General features: G+C 41.7%; 16 protein-coding genes. 3 read left to right on the top strand and 13 right to left on the bottom strand.

From position 1 onward, the window contains the following. Positions 1 to 24: 24 nt before the first annotated feature. Positions 25 to 1,326 (top strand): pyrimidine-nucleoside phosphorylase, encoded by a 1,302-nt coding sequence (locus HCJ30_RS10680; RefSeq protein WP_185392134.1) that lies wholly within the window; start codon positions 25 to 27, stop codon positions 1,324 to 1,326. 40 nt (positions 1,327 to 1,366) lie between these two features. On the opposite strand, the gene budA is transcribed toward HCJ30_RS10680, so the two are convergent. From budA to ilvD, 10 genes are all read right to left on the bottom strand, one after another. Next, complete coding sequence (gene budA, locus HCJ30_RS10675) at positions 1,367 to 2,086, bottom strand: acetolactate decarboxylase (RefSeq protein ID WP_185392133.1); 720 nt, start codon at positions 2,084 to 2,086, stop codon at positions 1,367 to 1,369. Between the two features lie 191 nt (positions 2,087 to 2,277). Then, positions 2,278 to 3,546, bottom strand: coding sequence for a threonine ammonia-lyase (gene ilvA / locus HCJ30_RS10670; RefSeq protein ID WP_185392247.1), 1,269 nt, complete (start codon positions 3,544 to 3,546; stop codon positions 2,278 to 2,280). A gap of 18 nt (positions 3,547 to 3,564) precedes the next feature. Further along, positions 3,565 to 4,146 carry a 3-isopropylmalate dehydratase small subunit gene (gene leuD / locus HCJ30_RS10665; RefSeq protein WP_185392132.1) on the bottom strand — a complete coding sequence of 194 codons (582 nt, stop codon included), beginning with the start codon at positions 4,144 to 4,146 and terminating at the stop codon, positions 3,565 to 3,567. Beyond that, positions 4,133 to 5,521 carry a 3-isopropylmalate dehydratase large subunit gene (gene leuC / locus HCJ30_RS10660; protein WP_185392131.1) on the bottom strand — a complete coding sequence of 463 codons (1,389 nt, stop codon included), beginning with the start codon at positions 5,519 to 5,521 and terminating at the stop codon, positions 4,133 to 4,135. The genes leuD and leuC overlap by 14 nt, the downstream gene beginning before the upstream one ends. A gap of 1 nt (position 5,522) precedes the next feature. Next, positions 5,523 to 6,575 (bottom strand): 3-isopropylmalate dehydrogenase, encoded by a 1,053-nt coding sequence (gene leuB, locus HCJ30_RS10655; RefSeq protein WP_185392130.1) that lies wholly within the window; start codon positions 6,573 to 6,575, stop codon positions 5,523 to 5,525. Between the two features lies 1 nt (position 6,576). Further along, positions 6,577 to 8,115, bottom strand: a complete 1,539-nt coding sequence (locus HCJ30_RS10650; protein ID WP_185392129.1) for a 2-isopropylmalate synthase — start codon at positions 8,113 to 8,115, stop codon at positions 6,577 to 6,579. Positions 8,116 to 8,272: 157 nt separating this feature from the next. Then, positions 8,273 to 9,268 carry a ketol-acid reductoisomerase gene (ilvC, locus tag HCJ30_RS10645; RefSeq protein WP_031669949.1) on the bottom strand — a complete coding sequence of 332 codons (996 nt, stop codon included), beginning with the start codon at positions 9,266 to 9,268 and terminating at the stop codon, positions 8,273 to 8,275. A 97-nt stretch (positions 9,269 to 9,365) separates the two neighbouring features. Beyond that, the gene (ilvN, locus tag HCJ30_RS10640) at positions 9,366 to 9,857 is read right to left on the bottom strand and encodes an acetolactate synthase small subunit (RefSeq protein ID WP_003723150.1); all 492 of its coding nucleotides are present in this window, start codon (positions 9,855 to 9,857) and stop codon (positions 9,366 to 9,368) included. Further along, on the bottom strand, positions 9,858 to 11,579 hold the full coding sequence (gene ilvB, locus HCJ30_RS10635) for a biosynthetic-type acetolactate synthase large subunit (protein WP_012681373.1): 1,722 nt from the start codon (positions 11,577 to 11,579) through the stop codon (positions 9,858 to 9,860). Between the two features lie 17 nt (positions 11,580 to 11,596). Then, the gene (gene ilvD, locus HCJ30_RS10630; RefSeq protein ID WP_003728794.1) at positions 11,597 to 13,291 is read right to left on the bottom strand and encodes a dihydroxy-acid dehydratase; all 1,695 of its coding nucleotides are present in this window, start codon (positions 13,289 to 13,291) and stop codon (positions 11,597 to 11,599) included. A gap of 687 nt (positions 13,292 to 13,978) precedes the next feature. Between ilvD and HCJ30_RS10625 the strand changes: the two genes are divergently transcribed. Both HCJ30_RS10625 and HCJ30_RS10620 read left to right on the top strand, forming a co-directional pair. After that, positions 13,979 to 14,506, top strand: coding sequence for a GNAT family N-acetyltransferase (locus HCJ30_RS10625; RefSeq protein ID WP_185392128.1), 528 nt, complete (start codon positions 13,979 to 13,981; stop codon positions 14,504 to 14,506). Beyond that, positions 14,479 to 14,967 carry a DUF6884 domain-containing protein gene (locus tag HCJ30_RS10620; RefSeq protein ID WP_185392127.1) on the top strand — a complete coding sequence of 163 codons (489 nt, stop codon included), beginning with the start codon at positions 14,479 to 14,481 and terminating at the stop codon, positions 14,965 to 14,967. Before HCJ30_RS10625 ends, HCJ30_RS10620 begins: the two co-directional genes overlap by 28 nt. On the opposite strand, the gene HCJ30_RS10615 is transcribed toward HCJ30_RS10620, so the two are convergent. The 3 genes from HCJ30_RS10615 to zwf all read right to left on the bottom strand — a co-directional run bounded on the left by HCJ30_RS10615 (position 14,947) and on the right by zwf (position 17,141). Further along, positions 14,947 to 15,084, bottom strand: a complete 138-nt coding sequence (locus HCJ30_RS10615; protein ID WP_003763184.1) for a hypothetical protein — start codon at positions 15,082 to 15,084, stop codon at positions 14,947 to 14,949. The two genes, HCJ30_RS10620 and HCJ30_RS10615, sit on opposite strands and share 21 nt — an antisense overlap. Before the next feature lie 31 nt (positions 15,085 to 15,115). Next, the gene (locus tag HCJ30_RS10610; RefSeq protein WP_185392126.1) at positions 15,116 to 15,547 is read right to left on the bottom strand and encodes a YueI family protein; all 432 of its coding nucleotides are present in this window, start codon (positions 15,545 to 15,547) and stop codon (positions 15,116 to 15,118) included. Positions 15,548 to 15,665: 118 nt separating this feature from the next. Further along, positions 15,666 to 17,141, bottom strand: a complete 1,476-nt coding sequence (zwf, locus tag HCJ30_RS10605; RefSeq protein ID WP_185392125.1) for a glucose-6-phosphate dehydrogenase — start codon at positions 17,139 to 17,141, stop codon at positions 15,666 to 15,668. Positions 17,142 to 17,308: the final 167 nt, after the last annotated feature.

The raw sequence follows: 17,308 nt of genomic DNA, 5'->3' as shown, positions 1-17,308 counted from the left end.
GACAAAAAGAAAGGGTGAAGAGAAATGAGAATGGTGGATATTATTTCCAAGAAGAGGGACGGCAAAGCTTTATCAACAGAAGAAATTCAGTTTTTCATTGATGGGTATACAAATGGGGAAATTCCAGATTATCAAGCAAGCGCTCTAGCCATGGCAATCTTTTTCCAAGATATGAATGATCAAGAACGCGCGGATTTAACAATGGCGATGGTTGGCTCTGGCGACACGATTGACCTATCCGCAATTGAAGGAATCAAAGTCGACAAACATAGTACTGGCGGTGTTGGCGATACGACGACACTTGTTCTTGCTCCACTCGTAGCAGCAGTTGGCGTACCAGTTGCAAAAATGTCCGGTCGTGGCTTAGGACATACGGGAGGCACGATTGATAAACTAGAATCTATCGAAGGTTTCCACATCGAACTAGATAAAAAAGATTTCATCAACCTAGTAAACCGCGATAAAGTAGCGGTTATTGGCCAATCCGGTAACCTTACTCCAGCAGATAAAAAAATGTACGCGCTTCGTGATGTAACAGGAACTGTCAACTCAATTCCACTTATAGCAAGCTCGATTATGAGTAAAAAAATCGCAGCGGGCGCAGATGCCATCGTACTTGATGTAAAAACAGGTGCTGGTGCATTTATGAAAACCGACGAAGATGCAGAAAACCTAGCAAATGCCATGGTTCGCATCGGAAATAACGTTGGTAGAAACACCATGGCAGTCATTTCCGACATGTCCCAACCACTCGGCGAAGCAATCGGAAACGCTTTAGAAGTAAAAGAAGCTATCGATACATTAAAAGGCCAAGGTCCAGAAGACTTAACGGAATTAGTCCTTGTGCTCGGTAGCCAAATGGTCGTTCTTGCCAAACAAGCAGAAACACTAGAAGAAGCTCGAGCTAAACTAATCGAAGTAATGGAAAACGGTGCAGCGCTTGAGAAATTCAAAACATTCCTTTCTAATCAAGGTGGCGACGCAAGTATAGTTGACCATCCGGAAAAACTTCCACAAGCCAAATACCAAATCGAAGTACCAGCTAAAACATCTGGTTTCGTAAGCCAAATCGTCGCTGATGAAATTGGTATCGCCGCAATGATTCTAGGTGCCGGTCGCGCAACGAAAGAAGACGAAATCAACCTAGCAGTCGGCTTAATGCTACGCAAAAAAGTGGGCGATGCAGTCAAAGAAGGCGAGTCACTCGTAACCATTTTTGCGGACCAAGAAGATGTTGAAAATGTAAAAGCGAAAATCTACGAAAACATTCAAATCTCTGACCAAGCAACTGCACCAACGCTTGTTCACAAAATTATTACAGAATAAATAAAAGCGCCCAAGTTAATTTGGGCGCTTTTTCTATGAATCAATTTTCTGCGGCTTCAATTTGTTCCAACATATCCGGTGTACTTAAATCGCTTCGCAAAAATTCTGTTGTTTGCGGTAATTGCAACTCGAATTCGGTTTGTTGCGCGACTTCTACTGTACCTTCAAGCATTTCGTAATCAAACACGTGTCCACCAATTTTGCGCATATCATCAATAAAATGCACGTGGTAACCAGAAACGCCAATACCACTAATATAAGCAGGCGTCCAAAAACCAACAATCGTACCCGTAATATATTCAAAATGATACGTTGGTTGTTCTTTTACAGCTTCAATTAATGGCGGATAGGGTCGTTGCTGTTTCGGTACAACGCGCGTATCCACGTAACGGAAGTTCCCGGTCATTTTCACCGCGTAAAACACATTCGGTCCTTGTACTAATTCCGCGATTTTTTCCTCTACCGCTTGTTTTGAGGTCGGTTCGGAAACGTTAAAAGAAGTATCGGCATCAAAAAAAGTAGTGCTCGCGTAAGGCGTCGTATCTTCCGGTTTTACTTTATACGCTTGCCCGTCCGAACGTATTTGGAAAGCTTCTCCGTCCAAAATAATTAACTCGCCATCAAATTGATCAAGTGTCCCGATACCAAGGTCGCCGTGTTGTAGTAATTCTTTGAAACTCGTCGTCCCACTGAAAAGTCCACCAACAAGCGCTGCCATGGTAGAATGCTGAAATAATCGATTTTTTCTAACTGCGTCCATCATTGCCACTCCTTGAATTGTTATATATGAAAAGTTGTTTTTAAATAATACAGTTTAATTTCTACATGTTCATTATACTACTTTATATCCTTAAACAAAAGATTTTAAACTGATTTTGAAAATAAACTGTTACTATAACAGAAGGATTAACTGTAATATAAAAAAGTTCCCGCGCAATGCGAGAACCCGTTTTAAACAAGTAATGTGTAGAGTGTTTGATTATCATTAATCGGAATATAGCTAGGATCAAATGCCGCAACCCGGTCGAGTAAACCTTCATAATCGTTTCTATCTTGTAGTAGAACACCGATAATAACAGGTCCATTACCGCGATTCACTTTTTTCGTATATTCGAATTTAGTAATATCATCATGCGGACCGAGCACATCGTTAACAAATTCCTTCAAAGCACCAGGACGTTGCGAAAAATTGACGATAAAATAATGCTTTAATCCCTCGTGGAGTAGGGAGCGCTCTTCAATTTCTTGCATCCGGTTAATGTCGTTATTGCCACCACTCACGATGCAAACGACCGTCTTATCTTTAATTTCTTCCCGATAGGTTTCAAGTGCAGCGACAGAAAGAGCACCAGCTGGTTCGGCAACAATCGCTTGCTTCGTATACATATCCAAAATCGTGGAACAAACAGCACCTTCAGAAACGGTCGTCACTTCATCCACTAACAATTTCGCATGTTGAAACGTTAAACTTCCAACTTCTTTTACCGCAGCACCATCAACAAATTTATCGATCTTATCTAGTGTTACGACTTGATTTTGTCTTAAAGCTTCTGTCATCGAAGGGGCACCAGCTGGCTCGACTCCAATGATTTTGGTAATTGGGCTTTTCGCTTTGAGATACGTTGCGACGCCGCTAATCAAGCCACCACCGCCAATACCAGCAAAAACATAATCCGCTTGCTCGTGTGCTTTATTTAAATCTTTCACCATCTCCACAGCAAGCGATCCTTGCCCAGCAATAATATCAGGATCATCAAACGGCGGGATAAAAGTTTGGCCGTGTTCTGCCGCGAATTCTTTTGCCGCAGTTGCGGACGCATCAAACGTATCACCAATTAAAACAACTTCTACATTGCTACCACCGAAAAATTTCACTTGCGATACTTTTTGCTGAGGGGTCGTCGTCGGCATGAAAATCGTTGCAGGAACCGTCATTCGTTTGCACGTATAAGCGACTCCTTGTGCATGGTTTCCAGCACTTGCGCAGACGACACCTTTTTCTAACTGCTCAGCTGATAGACGGGAAATAGCATAAAAAGCACCACGTAATTTAAAAGAACGCACTCTTTGCAAATCTTCGCGTTTCAGATAGACATTACAATGATATTTTTCCGAAAGATAAAAATCATATTCTAGTGGTGTATGCTTGACGACCGACTTTAAGACTTCATAGGCCTTTTCGACATCTTCTTCTGTTACTAATAAGTCAACTAATTCCATCATCCTCACTACCTTTTCTTATATTGAATCCACTTTTTGTTCATAGGCTTTAATCGCATCAATATGTTCAAATGTAATGGCGATATCATCCAGTCCATTAATAAATTTATTTTTCCACGTAGCATCAATCTCAAAAGGGTAGGTGCCAACTGAACTGATAACTTGCTGGTTTGGTAAGTCAATGGTCACATTCTCTTCGGCTGCAATTTGCGCTAATTTTTCACGTGCCTCTCTAGGAAGAACGATAGGGAGTACACCATTTTTGGTACAATTCATATAAAATATATCACTATAACTACCAGCGATAATCACACGGAAACGGTAGTCGAGTAGCGCCCAAGCAGCATGTTCTCTGGAAGACCCACAACCAAAATTATCTCCAGTAATCAAAATAGTCGCTTCTTGGCGGTCCGGAGCATTGAGCGGGAAATCCGGATTCGGTTTACGATTCGGCAGGTAACGCCAACTATCAAAGAGAAATTCGCCAAAACCAGTGCGTTCAATTCGTTTTAAGAAACTTTTTGGAATGATTTGATCGGTATCAATATTGTCGTTCATTAGCGCCACTGTTTTTCCAATGTGTACTTTAATTTCCTCCACTGATAACCGCCTCCTTTCGAATATCAATAAAGTGCCCGTTGATTGCGGCAGCTGCAGCCATTGCTGGTGAAACAAGATGGGTACGAGCCCCTTTGCCTTGCCGTCCTTCAAAATTACGATTCGAAGTAGAGGCACAGTGAACGCCGTCCGGTACTTGGTCGGGATTCATTCCTAGACACATTGAACAACCGGGTTCGCGCCATTCAAAACCAGCTTCTATAAAAATTTTATCTAGCCCGATGGATTCTGCCGCATTACGAACTTGGCGAGAACCAGGGACAACGAGTGCGCGAATATTATTTTTTACTTTGTTTCCTTTGACGATACGAGCGGCTTCTTCTAAGTCAGAAAGTCTGGCATTCGTACAAGAACCAATAAACACATAGCCAAGCTCGATTTGTTCCGCAGTTTGACCAGGTTTTAGCCCCATATATTCATAAGCACGCTCATAGTTCATATCTTTAATTTCCGGAAATGCTTTCGAAAAAGGAACACCCATTTCGGGGTTCGTTCCCCAAGTGACATATGGTTCCAAAATACTCGCATCCATTTGGATATGAAGGTCGTATTCTGCATCTGGATCAGTCTGGAGCGTTTTCCAGTCGCTAATTGCTTTATCCATATCAGCTGGAGCATATTCACGACCGCGCACATATTCAAAAGTAGTTTCATCTGGCGCCATCATGCCCATTTTTGCGCCACCTTCAATCGCCATATTGCAAATTGTCATCCGTTCTTCCATCGACATATTACGAATGGTATCGCCGTAGTATTCGACCGCATAACCAGTTCCAAATGCAACGCCATACGTGGCAATCAAATGCAAAATAATATCTTTCGCATAGACACCTTTTGGAAGTTTGCCGTTAATTTCAATGCCCATTGATTTTGGCTTTTGTTGCCAAATTGTTTGAGTGGCAAAAACATGCTCCACTTCACTAGAGCCAATCCCAAAACCAATCGCTCCGAAAGCACCATGTGTCGCCGTATGAGAATCCCCACAAACAATCACTTTTCCAGGTTGTGTTAGCCCAGTTTCCGGTCCAACCATATGCACGATTCCTTGGCGATCACTACCCATATCAGCCAGCGTCACACCAAATTCCGCGCAATTAGTTTGCAGTGCTTCGATTTGCTTTTTAGCAACAAGGTCTTGAATGTTGAAAATATCTTCAGTAGGAACATTGTGATCCATTGTCGCGAACGTTTTATCTGGTCTGCGCAGTGGTCGATTTTCCATTCTCAGTCCTTCAAACGCTTGAGGAGAAGTAACTTCATGAATCAAATGAAGATCAACGTATAATAATTGCGGTTCACCTTCTTTGCCATAAATGACATGACGGTTCCAAAGTTTATCAAAAAGTGTTTTCCCCATTTTATTCTCCTCCTTCAATTTGTTTTAGAACTTCATTTGTAAAGTCTGTTGTGGAAGTATTGCCACCAAGGTCAGCAGTTAAAAATCCAGCTTGCATCGTTTTTGCTGTTGCCGCATCAATCGCATCCGCTTCTTCAAAAAGAGAGAAGGATTGACGGAGCATCATGGATACAGAAGATATCATAGACATTGGATTCGCGATGTTTTGTTTAGCGATATCTGGCGCAGATCCGTGAATTGGTTCGTATAAAGATGGTCCGTTTTCCGCATGGCTAGCAGAAGGGAGCATTCCAAGTGAGCCAGTAATGACAGACGCTTCATCGCTTAAAATATCGCCAAATAAGTTTTCCGTCACGATAACATCAAATGTCGTTGGTCGTTGAATCATAAGCATTGCCGCAGCATCAATGTATAGATGTTCTAGTGTGATATCTGGGTGACGACTTGCCACTTCTTCAGCAATTTTTCGCCATAGTTTACTAGAAGCTAGCACATTCGCTTTATCCACAGAAGTAACTTTTTTATTTCTCGTCGCAGCTATTTCGAAAGCTTTCTCAATAATTCGCTCGATTTCTGCACGGGTATATGTTAAAGAATCAACTGCCGCTGACTCATCCCAATGTTTTGGTTCCCCAAAGTAAAGTCCACCAGTCAACTCACGAACAACGACAAAATCAGTGTTCTCAACAATTTCCTTTTTTAAAGGAGAAAGGTGCGTGATGGAGCTTGGGACTTGGATAGGGCGAATGTTGGCGAAAAGACCAAGCGCTTTTCGAAGTGCAAGTAGGCCATCTTCGGGACGTTTCGGTGCGTTATCCCATTTAGGACCACCAATTGCCCCGAGTAAAATCGCGTCGGCATCTTGGCACGCTTTTAAGGTGGAAGGGGGGATTGGGTCGTGAGCTGCGTCAATTCCTGCGCCTCCAAAAGGATGGGATTCAATTTCAAACGTATGGTTGTATTTTTTTGCGACTGCCTCTAATACTTGAAGTCCAGAAGTCATAATTTCTGGACCAATTCCGTCGCCAGCTAAGGAAGTAATTTTATAGGTCACGTTACTTTACCTCCTCGAAATCAGCTTGCTTACTGGCGGTTTTGCTTTTGCCCGATGCTTGCAAATAAGCTTTAGCACTAGCTGTTAAAACGTCAAAATCAATACCGATACCATGGAACTCAGCGCCTTTGTCATTTTTAATGACGACATGGACTTCTGCTTGGGCATCTTGGCCGGCAGTTATTGCTTGGATACGATAATCGGTTAATTCGATGTCTTGTTTCATTAGGCGATTAATTGTGTTGTAAATCGCTTCAATGCTACCTGAACCAGTTGCTGCGTCTTCTATTAGAGCGCCATCACGTTCTTCAATGCGAACAATCGCACCTTGGACGCCGCCAGTAACGTATTGAACTTGCAGGTGTTTTAGTTCGAAATCATCGGCAGACTCGGAAGATTGGCCGAGAATTAACGCGTGCAAGTCTTCTTCAGTTACTTCTTTTTTCGCATCTGCTAGTTGTTTGAAACGTTTAAAGGCATCTTTTTGTTCTTGTTCGGTTAGTGTGTAGCCCATTTCTTCCATGCGCGTGTTGAAGGCATGTTTACCAGAAAGTTTGCCAAGAGGAAGCGAGTTTTTATCCACGCCGACAAGGGCAGGGGTGATGATTTCGTACGTGTCTGGGTTTTTCAGTACGCCATCTTGATGAATACCGGACTCGTGCGCGTAAGCATTACCACCAATTACGGCTTTATTACGCGGAACAGGCATACCCGACAAACGACTAATCAGATCACTAGAATTTTTAAATTGGTTCAACACGATATTTGTTTCTGCTTGATAAAAATCTTTGCGAATATGCAGCGCGACCGCAACTTCTTCCAGCGCCGTATTCCCAGCGCGTTCGCCAATCCCATTAATCGTACCTTCAACGCGTCTTGCGCCATTTTCGATTGCAGCAAGTGCATTCGCCGTCGCCATACCAAGGTCATCATGACAATGGGAAGCGAAAATAATATCATCAAACTGCTTTATTTCGCGGCGTAAGTCTTGGAATAGCTGTCCGAATTCGGTTGGGTTAGTATATCCGACCGTGTCCGGAATGTTGATGACAGTTGCTCCGGCATCAATTGCTGTTTGAACGGCCTCAATTAGAAAAGCACGATCTGACCGAGTTGCATCTTCTGGTGAAAACTGTACTACTTCGAATTTTTGTCTTGCATAACTAATGTGGTGTTTAATGGAAGCAAGAACTTCCGCCCGACTCATTTTTAATTTGTATTCCATATGCACATCGCTCGTTGCTAAGAAGATATGTATTTGCGGGGAAACAGCGTCTTTAAGCGCTTCTTCCGCGCGGTCGATATCTCCTTCAACACAGCGCGCTAGCCCTGTTACAGAACAATGTTTAATCGCTTTTGCAATGGCCTTGACGCATTCAAAATCTCCAGGAGAAGAAATCGGAAAGCCGGCTTCAATCACATCAATTCCAAGTTTTTCGAGTTGTAAGGCAATCTGGATTTTCTCCTTTACGTCAAAATTAACTCCAGGGGTTTGTTCGCCATCTCTAAGTGTCGTATCAAAAAACTGGATTTTCTTCATTCGATTTCACCTCTTGTTTTATATTAGATAGGGAAGCTTGGATTTTTCCTGCTTTCAGTATCAGTTTAAGAAAGAAACGCGTTCTACCTTAAACTCATATTGAAAAAGGATAAACGGTTGCTAGGCGAAAAACTCGCCTAGCAATCCGAATTAAGTATTAATGTTGTGGTTTGACAAATGGCATCATTTCGCGAAGTTCCGCGCCAACTTTTTCGATTTGATGACCTTGTTGTTCTTTGCGCATTCTATGGAACTCTTTAAAGCCGTTTTTGTTGTCGTCGATGAAAGATTTAGCAAAGTTACCATTTTGAATGTCGGTAAGTACTTCTTTCATTGCTTTTTTCGTATCAGCTGTAACAACACGAGGACCGGAAACATAATCACCATATTCTGCTGTATTAGAGATCGAGTGGCGCATTTTTTCCATGCCGCCTTCATACATCAAATCAACAATCAGTTTCATTTCGTGTAATACTTCAAAATAAGCGAGTTCTGGTTGGTAGCCAGCTTCTACAAGTGTTTCAAACCCAGCTTGGATAAGGTGAGTCGCGCCCCCGCAAAGAACTGCTTGTTCGCCGAATAGATCGGTTTCGGTTTCTTCTTTGAAAGTGGTTTCGATAACGCCAGCGCGAGTTGCGCCAATACCTTTTGCATAAGAAAGGGCTGTGTCACGTGCGTTTCCAGTTGCATCTTGGTAGATTGCGAATAGGGAAGGAACTGCGCCACCTTCAACAAATGTACGGCGAACTAAGTGACCAGGACCTTTTGGAGCTACTAGGAAAACATCTACATCGCTTGGAGGATTAATTACGTCAAAATGAATGTTAAAACCGTGAGCGAAAACAAGTGCATTGCCAGCTTTTAGGTTAGGTTTAATTTCATTTTCGTATGTTTCGCCTTGTGTTTCATCTGGCAAAAGAATCATGATAACATCAGCTTTATCAGCGGCTTCGCTAACAGAATAAACGTCAAAGCCATCATTTCTTGCAGATTCGGCAGATTTTCCTTCGCGAATGCCGATAATAACGTTATTGCCATTGTCACGTAGATTTTGAGAATGTGCGTGACCTTGCGAACCGTACCCGATTACTGCTACTGTTTTACCTTCTAGTGCGTTGTTTTTTACTGCATCTTCATAATAAACTTTTGTCATTTTTCCTAACCTCCAACTAGTTTCTTTTTATATTTCAGAATAGCGATGTGCTGTTCTGATGCTAGCAAAGCAACGAATTGCTCTGTAGTAAATGATTTCAACCCATTTTTTTAGGGCTTCTTGTAAAGCCAGTTACGCCAGTTCTTGCCATTTGCTTAATGCCATACGGGCGAACGGTGTCAACGAAAGCATCAATTTTTTCGCTTGTACCAGTTACTTGGATGACAACATTTTTCGTGCCGACATCAATGACGGTTGCGCGAAATGGTTCGATGACTGCGTTTAGCTCGGAGCGTAAGGCAGCGGGGGAGTTGATTTTCAGTAAAGCGAGTTCGCGTTCGATGTGCGCATCGTCAGTAATATCGCTCACTTTGAGCACATCGATTTGTTTGTTGAGCTGTTTGGTTACTTGTTCGATTTCGTATAAGGAATCGACATGGACGACGATGGTAATCCGGGAAACATTTGGGATTTCGGTCCAGCCGACAGAGATGCTATCAATATTGTATTGGCGTCTGGAGATAACCCCAGTGATACGATTTAATACGCCAGAAGAGTTGTTAACTGTAGCGGTAATGATTCGGCGCATTTATTCCACCCCTTCCATTTGGTGATTTGGTTTGCCGCTTGGAACCATTGGAAGTACTAGTTCGTCTTTTGCTACATGAACGTCAATTACGATCGGCCCAGGGTGAGCGAACGCTTTTCTCAAATCTTTTTCCAGTGTTTCCGGATTCGTCAGGCGAACACCTTTGACACCATAAGCCTCAGATAGTTTGACAAAATCTGGTTGGCTCGTGAAAATCGAATGGGAATATCTTTCGCCGTGGAATTTTTCTTGCCACTGACGAACCATGCCGAGCGAACCGTTATTGATAATCACCGTTTTTACATTGATTTGATAATCGTTTAAAATTGCTAGTTCTTGGTTAGTCATTTGGAAACCACCGTCGCCAACAATTGCAACCACCGTTTTATCTGGGAAAGCAAGTTGCGCCCCAACGGCTGCCGGGAAGCCAAAGCCCATTGTGCCAAGACCGCCACTCGTAATAATTTGATGATCGAATTGGAATGGATAAAACTGCGCTGCCCACATTTGATGCTGTCCAACATCGGTAGAAACAAGCGCTTCACCTTGCGTAATTTCACCAATTAGCTCAATGACACGCTGTGGTTTAATTTCCGCTTTTTTCGTTCTATCAAAATTAAAAGGATGACGGTTTTTGCGCGTCATATTTAATTTGTACCAATGGGATGTATCCGGATGAACCGGAAGTTCCATTTGCAGAAGTTGCGTAAGGGTTTCATTGATATCCGCCACAATCGGAATTTGCGTTTCGATAATTTTGCCGATTTCAGCAGGATCAATATCGATATGAGCAATGGTTGCTTTCGTGGCAAATTCTTTCGGCGCGCTTGCAAGCCGGTCGTCGAATCTGGAGCCAAAATTAATCAGCAAGTCGCAATCCGTTAGCGCCATATTGGCCGCATAAGAACCGTGCATACCACCCATACCAAGGAATAAATCATGGCTTTGCGGGAAACTTCCCAGACCAAGCAGTGTATTCACGATAGGAATTTGATAGCGTTCAGCGAATTCTAGTAATTCAGCTGTAGCTCTCGCATGATTGACGCCAGCTCCGGCAAGTATTAGTGGCTTACTTGCGGCGGAAAGAGATTGCATTAGTTTTTCAAGTTGAAGTGGATTTGGTGAATAAGTCGGTTGATAACCCGGCAAATCAATCGTATCTGGTCGGACAGACTCTGTTTGGATAATCCCCATGTCTTTTGGAATATCCACGACAACAGGACCTTTACGACCAGTACTTGCGATATGGAAAGCTTCATTGACGATTTTTGGTAAGTCACGAACATCGCGCACTTGGTAATTGTATTTCGTAATGGGGATCGTTAGCCCAATCATATCGGCTTCTTGGAAAGCATCTTTTCCGATACCAGGCGTATGAACTTGCCCAGTGAAAATTACTAATGGAATCGAATCACTCATCGCATCCGCAATACCAGTTAATACATTGGTCGCCCCAGGTCCACTCGTTACAACCACAACACCAGGTTTCCCAGTAACGCGAGCATAACCTTCCGCAGCATGAATCGCTCCTTGCTCGTGTCGTGTTAGAATATGCGGGATATCGCAGTCATAAAAAGCATCATAGAGAGGGAGAACCGCGCCACCCGGATAACCAAAAATCATCTCGACTTGTTGCTTTTTCAAGGAGTCAATTAATAGTTCCGCACCACTTTTATTTTGCTTTTTTGTCGCTTTTTCATTTGTCTTCGTCGTATCAATCACGCTTATCACCTCTTTTTTTAGTCGATTAAATCTTCTGGAATTTGCAAAATACCACCAGTATGGGCGCTAGTTACAAGCGCAGTATATCTTGCAAGATAACCAGTTTTTACTTTAGCTTTAAATTTTGGTAATTCTTTTCTTCGTTCTTCTAAAACCTCATCAGGAACGTCTACATTGAGCGTCCGATTTGGCAAATCAATCGTAATGATATCGCCGTCATGAACGAGTGCAATCGGACCGCCTGCTGCAGCTTCTGGAGAAATATGCCCAACTGCGATACCGCGAGTAGCTCCGGAGAAACGGCCATCTGTAATCAAAGCAACATCTTTTCCTAATCCACGTCCAACAATACTAGAAGTTGGCGCCAGCATCTCTGGCATTCCCGGACCGCCTTTTGGACCTTCGTAGCGAATAACAACTACATGCCCCTCGCGAACGGTATGGTTATCAATCGCTTCCACCGCCTCATCATGAGAACTAAAGCAAATTGCTTCTCCTTTGAAAACTTGTACGGAAGGATCTACGCCGCCAACTTTGATAGCAGCTCCTTTTGGTGCGATATTTCCGAATAACATCGAAAGTCCGCCAACTGGGCTATACGGATTTTCTTTCGGATGGATAACATCGGTATTATTAATTTTTGCATCAGCTACGTTTTCACGAATCGTTTTTCCAGTAACGGTGATACGGTCTGGATGGATTGCGCCACCAAGGTCAACAAGCTCTTTAACGATGGCAGAAACGCCGCCAGCTTCATGAACGTCATGCATCGAGTAGGAAGAGGACGGTGCAATTTTGGAAAGGTAGGGAACACGTTTGGCGATATCATTGATACGTTCCAAATCGTAATCTTCAATACCGGCTTCGTTTGCAAGGGCAAGTGTATGTAAAACGGTATTTGTTGAACCACCCATTGCCATATCCAGCGCGAAAGCATCATCAATCGCATCTTTTGTAATAATGTCACGAGGACGAATATCTTTTTTCACTAAATCCATTAAATGAAAAGCAGATTCTCTAATAAGGTCGCGGCGTGCATCAGAAACGGCAAGTGTTGTACCATTTCCGGGAACAGCCATACCAAGGATTTCCATTAAACAGTTCATCGAATTCGCTGTAAACATGCCGGCGCAAGAACCACAAGTCGGACACGCATTAGCTTCCATATCAAGGAAATCTTCTTGGGACATGCTGCCATCTTTAAAGGCACCAACTGCTTCAAAAACAGAAGAAAGAGTGAGCGCTTTTCCGTGAGCAGACAATCCAGCTTTCATCGGACCACCTGAACAGAAGATAGCGGGGACGTTTGTACGAACCGAAGCGAGAAGCATACCCGGTGTGATTTTGTCACAGTTTGGGATGTAGAAAACCCCGTCAAACCAGTGCGCGTTGATTACTGTTTCCGCTGCATCCGCGATAACTTCACGAGAGGGAAGGGAGTAGCGCATACCGATATGTCCCATCGCAATGCCATCATCTACACCAATCGTATTAAATTCAAATGGGATACCGCCAGCCTCTCTAATGGCTTCTTTCGCCACATCTGCAAGTTCTCGCAAATGCACATGACCAGGAACGATATCAATGTAGGAGTTACAAATAGCGATAAATGGTTTATCCATATCACCTGGACTTTTAATTTGACCTGTAGCATGCAGCAAACTTCTTGCTGGAGCTTGTTCGACACCTTTTTTTATTTTGTCACTACGCATATGACTTTACCCCATTTCTAATTAAGAATTGTTTGCCGACACTGAATTTTTAGAATTCACTAAATAGCGCGGCATTAATATATATGATTAAGTTCTGCTTGCTTGATAATCGCTTTTTAATGCTCGAAAACCCGAAATCCGGCTAAATAAAAAGCACCCCAATGATGAAAACAATGGGATGCTTTGCCAGAATCCCATTTAACGTAAACAGGACTCAAACTACTGTAAATTTCTACAGTGCTCAAAGTCCTTCTAGAGTAATAAAATTGTAATGACCGATTTAGTCGTTTTCATAAGTCATTATCCCCTTCGTTAAATGGTTTTATTTTTCGATTAGTCGCACATTTTTGAAAAAATTAATATCAAGAAATGTTATGTTAGTATTTAATATATATGGTTGCCATGCGATTGTCAATTGTTATTTTGAAAGTTTTCCGTCTGTTTGCACAATTCAAGCAACTTGCACTTTTAACTGGAATTAGTACCTGGTCTTATATTTGGACTATAACTAACATGGAAGCGCATTCAAAAATGAAAGGTCAAGTATATAGTCAGAATAGTTTTATTTTTATAGTTCTCCACCATTTAAATAATAATTTGGATAAAAAATCACAGATTAGTTGCGTTCCTCTACCCAATTCTGCTAAATTGAAAGTAATAAATTCGTAGGAAAGCCGGGTTTTGGTTGTGGATAATTTAGAAACAGACCGCTTAATTTTAATTAACTACACACTGGAAATGATTCAAGCAACAATCAATGGGACAGAAGCATTAGAAAAAGCCAGTGGCTACCACGTGTCGCCTGATTGGCCTGGAATTGATTTCTTTTTTTATTTACCATATGTGTTAGAAAATGTGAAAAAAGACGATAGAATGATCAAATGGACGCGATTAGTCGTTTTAAAACAAGAAAATAAGATTATCGGCGAAATTGGTGGGCAAGGGAATCCAGATGAAACTGGCGAAATAGAAATCGGCTACAGTATTGTGCCAGACTACCAAAATAAAGGCTATATGTCCGAAGCACTGATAGAGATGATTGCTTGGCTAAAAGAACAGCCTGAAATCAACCGTATTTTTGCCAGAAGCTACGAGCAAAATGGCGCATCTATCCAAGTATTAAAACATAATCATTTCGTACATATCGAAGAAAAAGATACCGAAGAGAGACAAGGAAGAGTGATGATGTGGGAATATCCAATAAAACAAACCTGATTATTATTGCATCAGGAAAACCGAAAATATGGGACAAATTACCGGATATCGGCCCAGTGAAAGCAAGTAAAGTATACACCGGAACATTTCACCGTTTAAGCAAGGCCTACGCAGAACAATTTGCGAAGGAATATTTAATTTTGTCACCTAAGTACGGCTTTTTACGACCAGATGATATCGTTCCAACAACATATGATGTTCGCTTCACGATGAAAGGAACAGGGGAGGACACCATTCAGCTCGAGGAACTAAAAGAACAATGGCAAAAACTACAAATAAACCCTACTGAACAAGTCCCGATGCTAGGCGGTAAAAAGTTCAGAGGGCTACTTGCGAGTATTACAGACAATAAACAATCTTTTTGTTTTCCACTTGAAGGTGCGACTGGAATCGGTGTCATGCAGCGAGCGTTAAAGCAAGCTGTCGAGACAAACATTCCATTAAATCGTACTAAGCAGTAGAAGGGCAGCAGTTATGAGTAAAAACATAACGCCCATATTGACATTTTTACGAATGAAAAAATAAATCGTTTGTAACGCCATTAAAATAGCGAGTGATACAGTGATTAGATGTAACATAAATCGACCTCCTCGATGTTGGACGGAAAACTTAATTAAACAATTTGCGAACCTTCTCCAGTAAAGAGACAGGTTCTTCTTGTTTTTCTACCTGTTCTTCTTTATATAAGTGAATATCTTCTTTGTTTACCGCTTTTTGACAGGCAAGGACAAGATAAATATCTGTTTCACCTTCCAAACGAGTAACAATCGAAAATTCATGTTTACATTTTTCTGCTAGTTTAATATAAGGGCGTAAAGAATTGTAATGCAGTAATCCGTTTAACAGAAGTTTGGAGTCACTATTTTCTAGGATTGCTTTCTCTAGTTCTGGAAGATATTCTTGGGTTAAAACTTCTTCTTTTGTGAGCGCAACTAAGACACGTTCACGGTAAGTTCCTAAATATTTTTTCTTCTCAGCGGTATTAATTTCTTTTGCCCCATACATGCCTTTTTCTAGATAGTCATCAATATTTTCAGCCATTATATGAGCTCCTTTAACTAGTTAGTTTTCCTCTCTATTCTAACATGCCTAGTAGCTTTTGCAAGTAAACAAAGAAAACCAGAAACAGGCTAGGTTAGCCATATTTCTGGTTTTTTGATTAATCGATTGGGAACCACTGGAATCCATCACGTTGAATAAGGTCGTCTGCTTCTTTCGGACCCATCGAACCGGATTTGTAATTCGGGAAATGATCTTTCGTATTTGTCCAAACATCTGCTACATGGTCAATAAAGTTCCATGATAGCGAAACTTCATCCCAGTGAGAGAAGTAAGTCGCATCGCCGCGCAGACAGTCGAGAATTAATTTTTCGTATGCTTCAGGCGTATTCATGCCATCTGGAGAAGAGTGAATATAATTTAAGTTGACTGGCATTGTCACCATTCCTTGACCAGGTTCTTTCACGTTCAAATGAAGCGTAATCCCTTCGTCAGGTTGGATATGGATGACTAGCACATTACCACCAAGCGATTGTTGTTGACCGAATAAGTTCAGTGGCACATCTTTAAATTGAATCGCAATTTGTGTCGTTTTCTTCGCAAGACGTTTACCAGTACGAATGTAAAATGGAACGCCAGCCCAGCGGAAATTATCGATTTCTAGTTTTGCCGCAACAAAAGTTTCTGTATTGGAATGAGGATCGACATTATCTTCTTGACGATAGCCTTTCAGTTCTTTACCATCCACTTCACCAGGACCATACTGGCCACGGATAAAGCTTTGATGAACTTCTTTTCCTTCAAAAACGCGTAAAGAACGAAGCGCGCGAACTTTTTCATGACGAATCTCGCGAGTCGATAAGTTAATCGGTGGTTCCATTGCGAGTAAAGAAACGATTTGTAAGATATGGTTTTGAACCATGTCGCGAAGTGCGCCACTTTCATCGTAATAACGTCCACGATCTTCTACACCAAGCACTTCTGTTAAAGTAACTTGGATATTATCGATATAACGATTGTTCCAAAGCGATTCAATAATCGAATTTGCAAATCGAATAACCGAGATATTTTGGATCATTTCTTTTCCTAAATAATGGTCAATACGATAAATTTCATCTTCTTTAAATGCTTGACGAAGCGAATCATTTAATTCCTCCGCACTAGCTAAATCATGCCCAAATGGCTTCTCGATAATTAAACGATGAAAACCATCTGTGTCCACAAAGCCTTCAGATTTAATGCGACTTGCGATAGTTCCAAAGAAATTCGGCGCCATAGCAAGGTAGAAAAGGCGATTACCACCTAAGTCATATTTTGCATCGAGTTCATCAGACAAATCTTTTAGCGTTACATAAGATTCTTTATTCGTCACATCATGAGATTGATAGTAGAAATGAGAAGCAAATGCATCCGCGTCTTTTTCGGAACCGTCAATGTCTTTGATAGACTCTTTTACTTTATCACGGAAGAAATCATTACTCCATTCACGACGTGCCGTACCAATAACAGCAAAATTGTCGCCAAGAGATCCCTTACTGTACAAATGATATAGCGAAGGGTAAAGTTTGCGATTTGCCAAATCTCCCGTACCGCCAAAAATAGTAATCAGTGCTTTTTGTTCTAACTCATCTGTCATACGTCATTTACCCTCTTTCTTATTCTCTTAATGGCAAAAAATTAACTGCTAAGAAAAAGATTTCTTAGTTTGAAAAGAACCCCACAAAAAAAGGCCTTATTAAATGAGCTATTAATTTTCCTCATTAGTCCATACTATTTTATCCATAATGAGGCATTTGTGCAACT

Origin of the sequence: Listeria cossartiae subsp. cossartiae (assembly GCF_014224155.1) — a bacterium.
GTDB lineage: Bacteria > Bacillota > Bacilli > Lactobacillales > Listeriaceae > Listeria > Listeria cossartiae.
This window is presented reverse-complemented; position numbering and strand designations above follow the sequence as displayed.

Bases quoted from the DNA above. Each gene is read 5' to 3' on its own strand.
- HCJ30_RS10680 (WP_185392134.1), top strand. From the start codon at position 25: ATGAGAATGGTGGATATTATTTCCAAGAAGAGGGACGGCAAAGCTTTA.
- budA (WP_185392133.1), bottom strand. From the start codon at position 2,086: ATGGACGCAGTTAGAAAAAATCGATTATTTCAGCATTCTACCATGGCA.
- ilvA (WP_185392247.1), bottom strand. From the start codon at position 3,546: ATGGAATTAGTTGACTTATTAGTAACAGAAGAAGATGTCGAAAAGGCC.
- leuC (WP_185392131.1), bottom strand. From the start codon at position 5,521: ATGGGGAAAACACTTTTTGATAAACTTTGGAACCGTCATGTCATTTAT.
- HCJ30_RS10650 (WP_185392129.1), bottom strand. From the start codon at position 8,115: ATGAAGAAAATCCAGTTTTTTGATACGACACTTAGAGATGGCGAACAA.
- ilvC (WP_031669949.1), bottom strand. From the start codon at position 9,268: ATGACAAAAGTTTATTATGAAGATGCAGTAAAAAACAACGCACTAGAA.
- ilvN (WP_003723150.1), bottom strand. From the start codon at position 9,857: ATGCGCCGAATCATTACCGCTACAGTTAACAACTCTTCTGGCGTATTA.
- ilvD (WP_003728794.1), bottom strand. From the start codon at position 13,291: ATGCGTAGTGACAAAATAAAAAAAGGTGTCGAACAAGCTCCAGCAAGA.
- HCJ30_RS10615 (WP_003763184.1), bottom strand. From the start codon at position 15,084: ATGTTACATCTAATCACTGTATCACTCGCTATTTTAATGGCGTTACAA.
- HCJ30_RS10610 (WP_185392126.1), bottom strand. From the start codon at position 15,547: ATGGCTGAAAATATTGATGACTATCTAGAAAAAGGCATGTATGGGGCA.
- zwf (WP_185392125.1), bottom strand. From the start codon at position 17,141: ATGACAGATGAGTTAGAACAAAAAGCACTGATTACTATTTTTGGCGGT.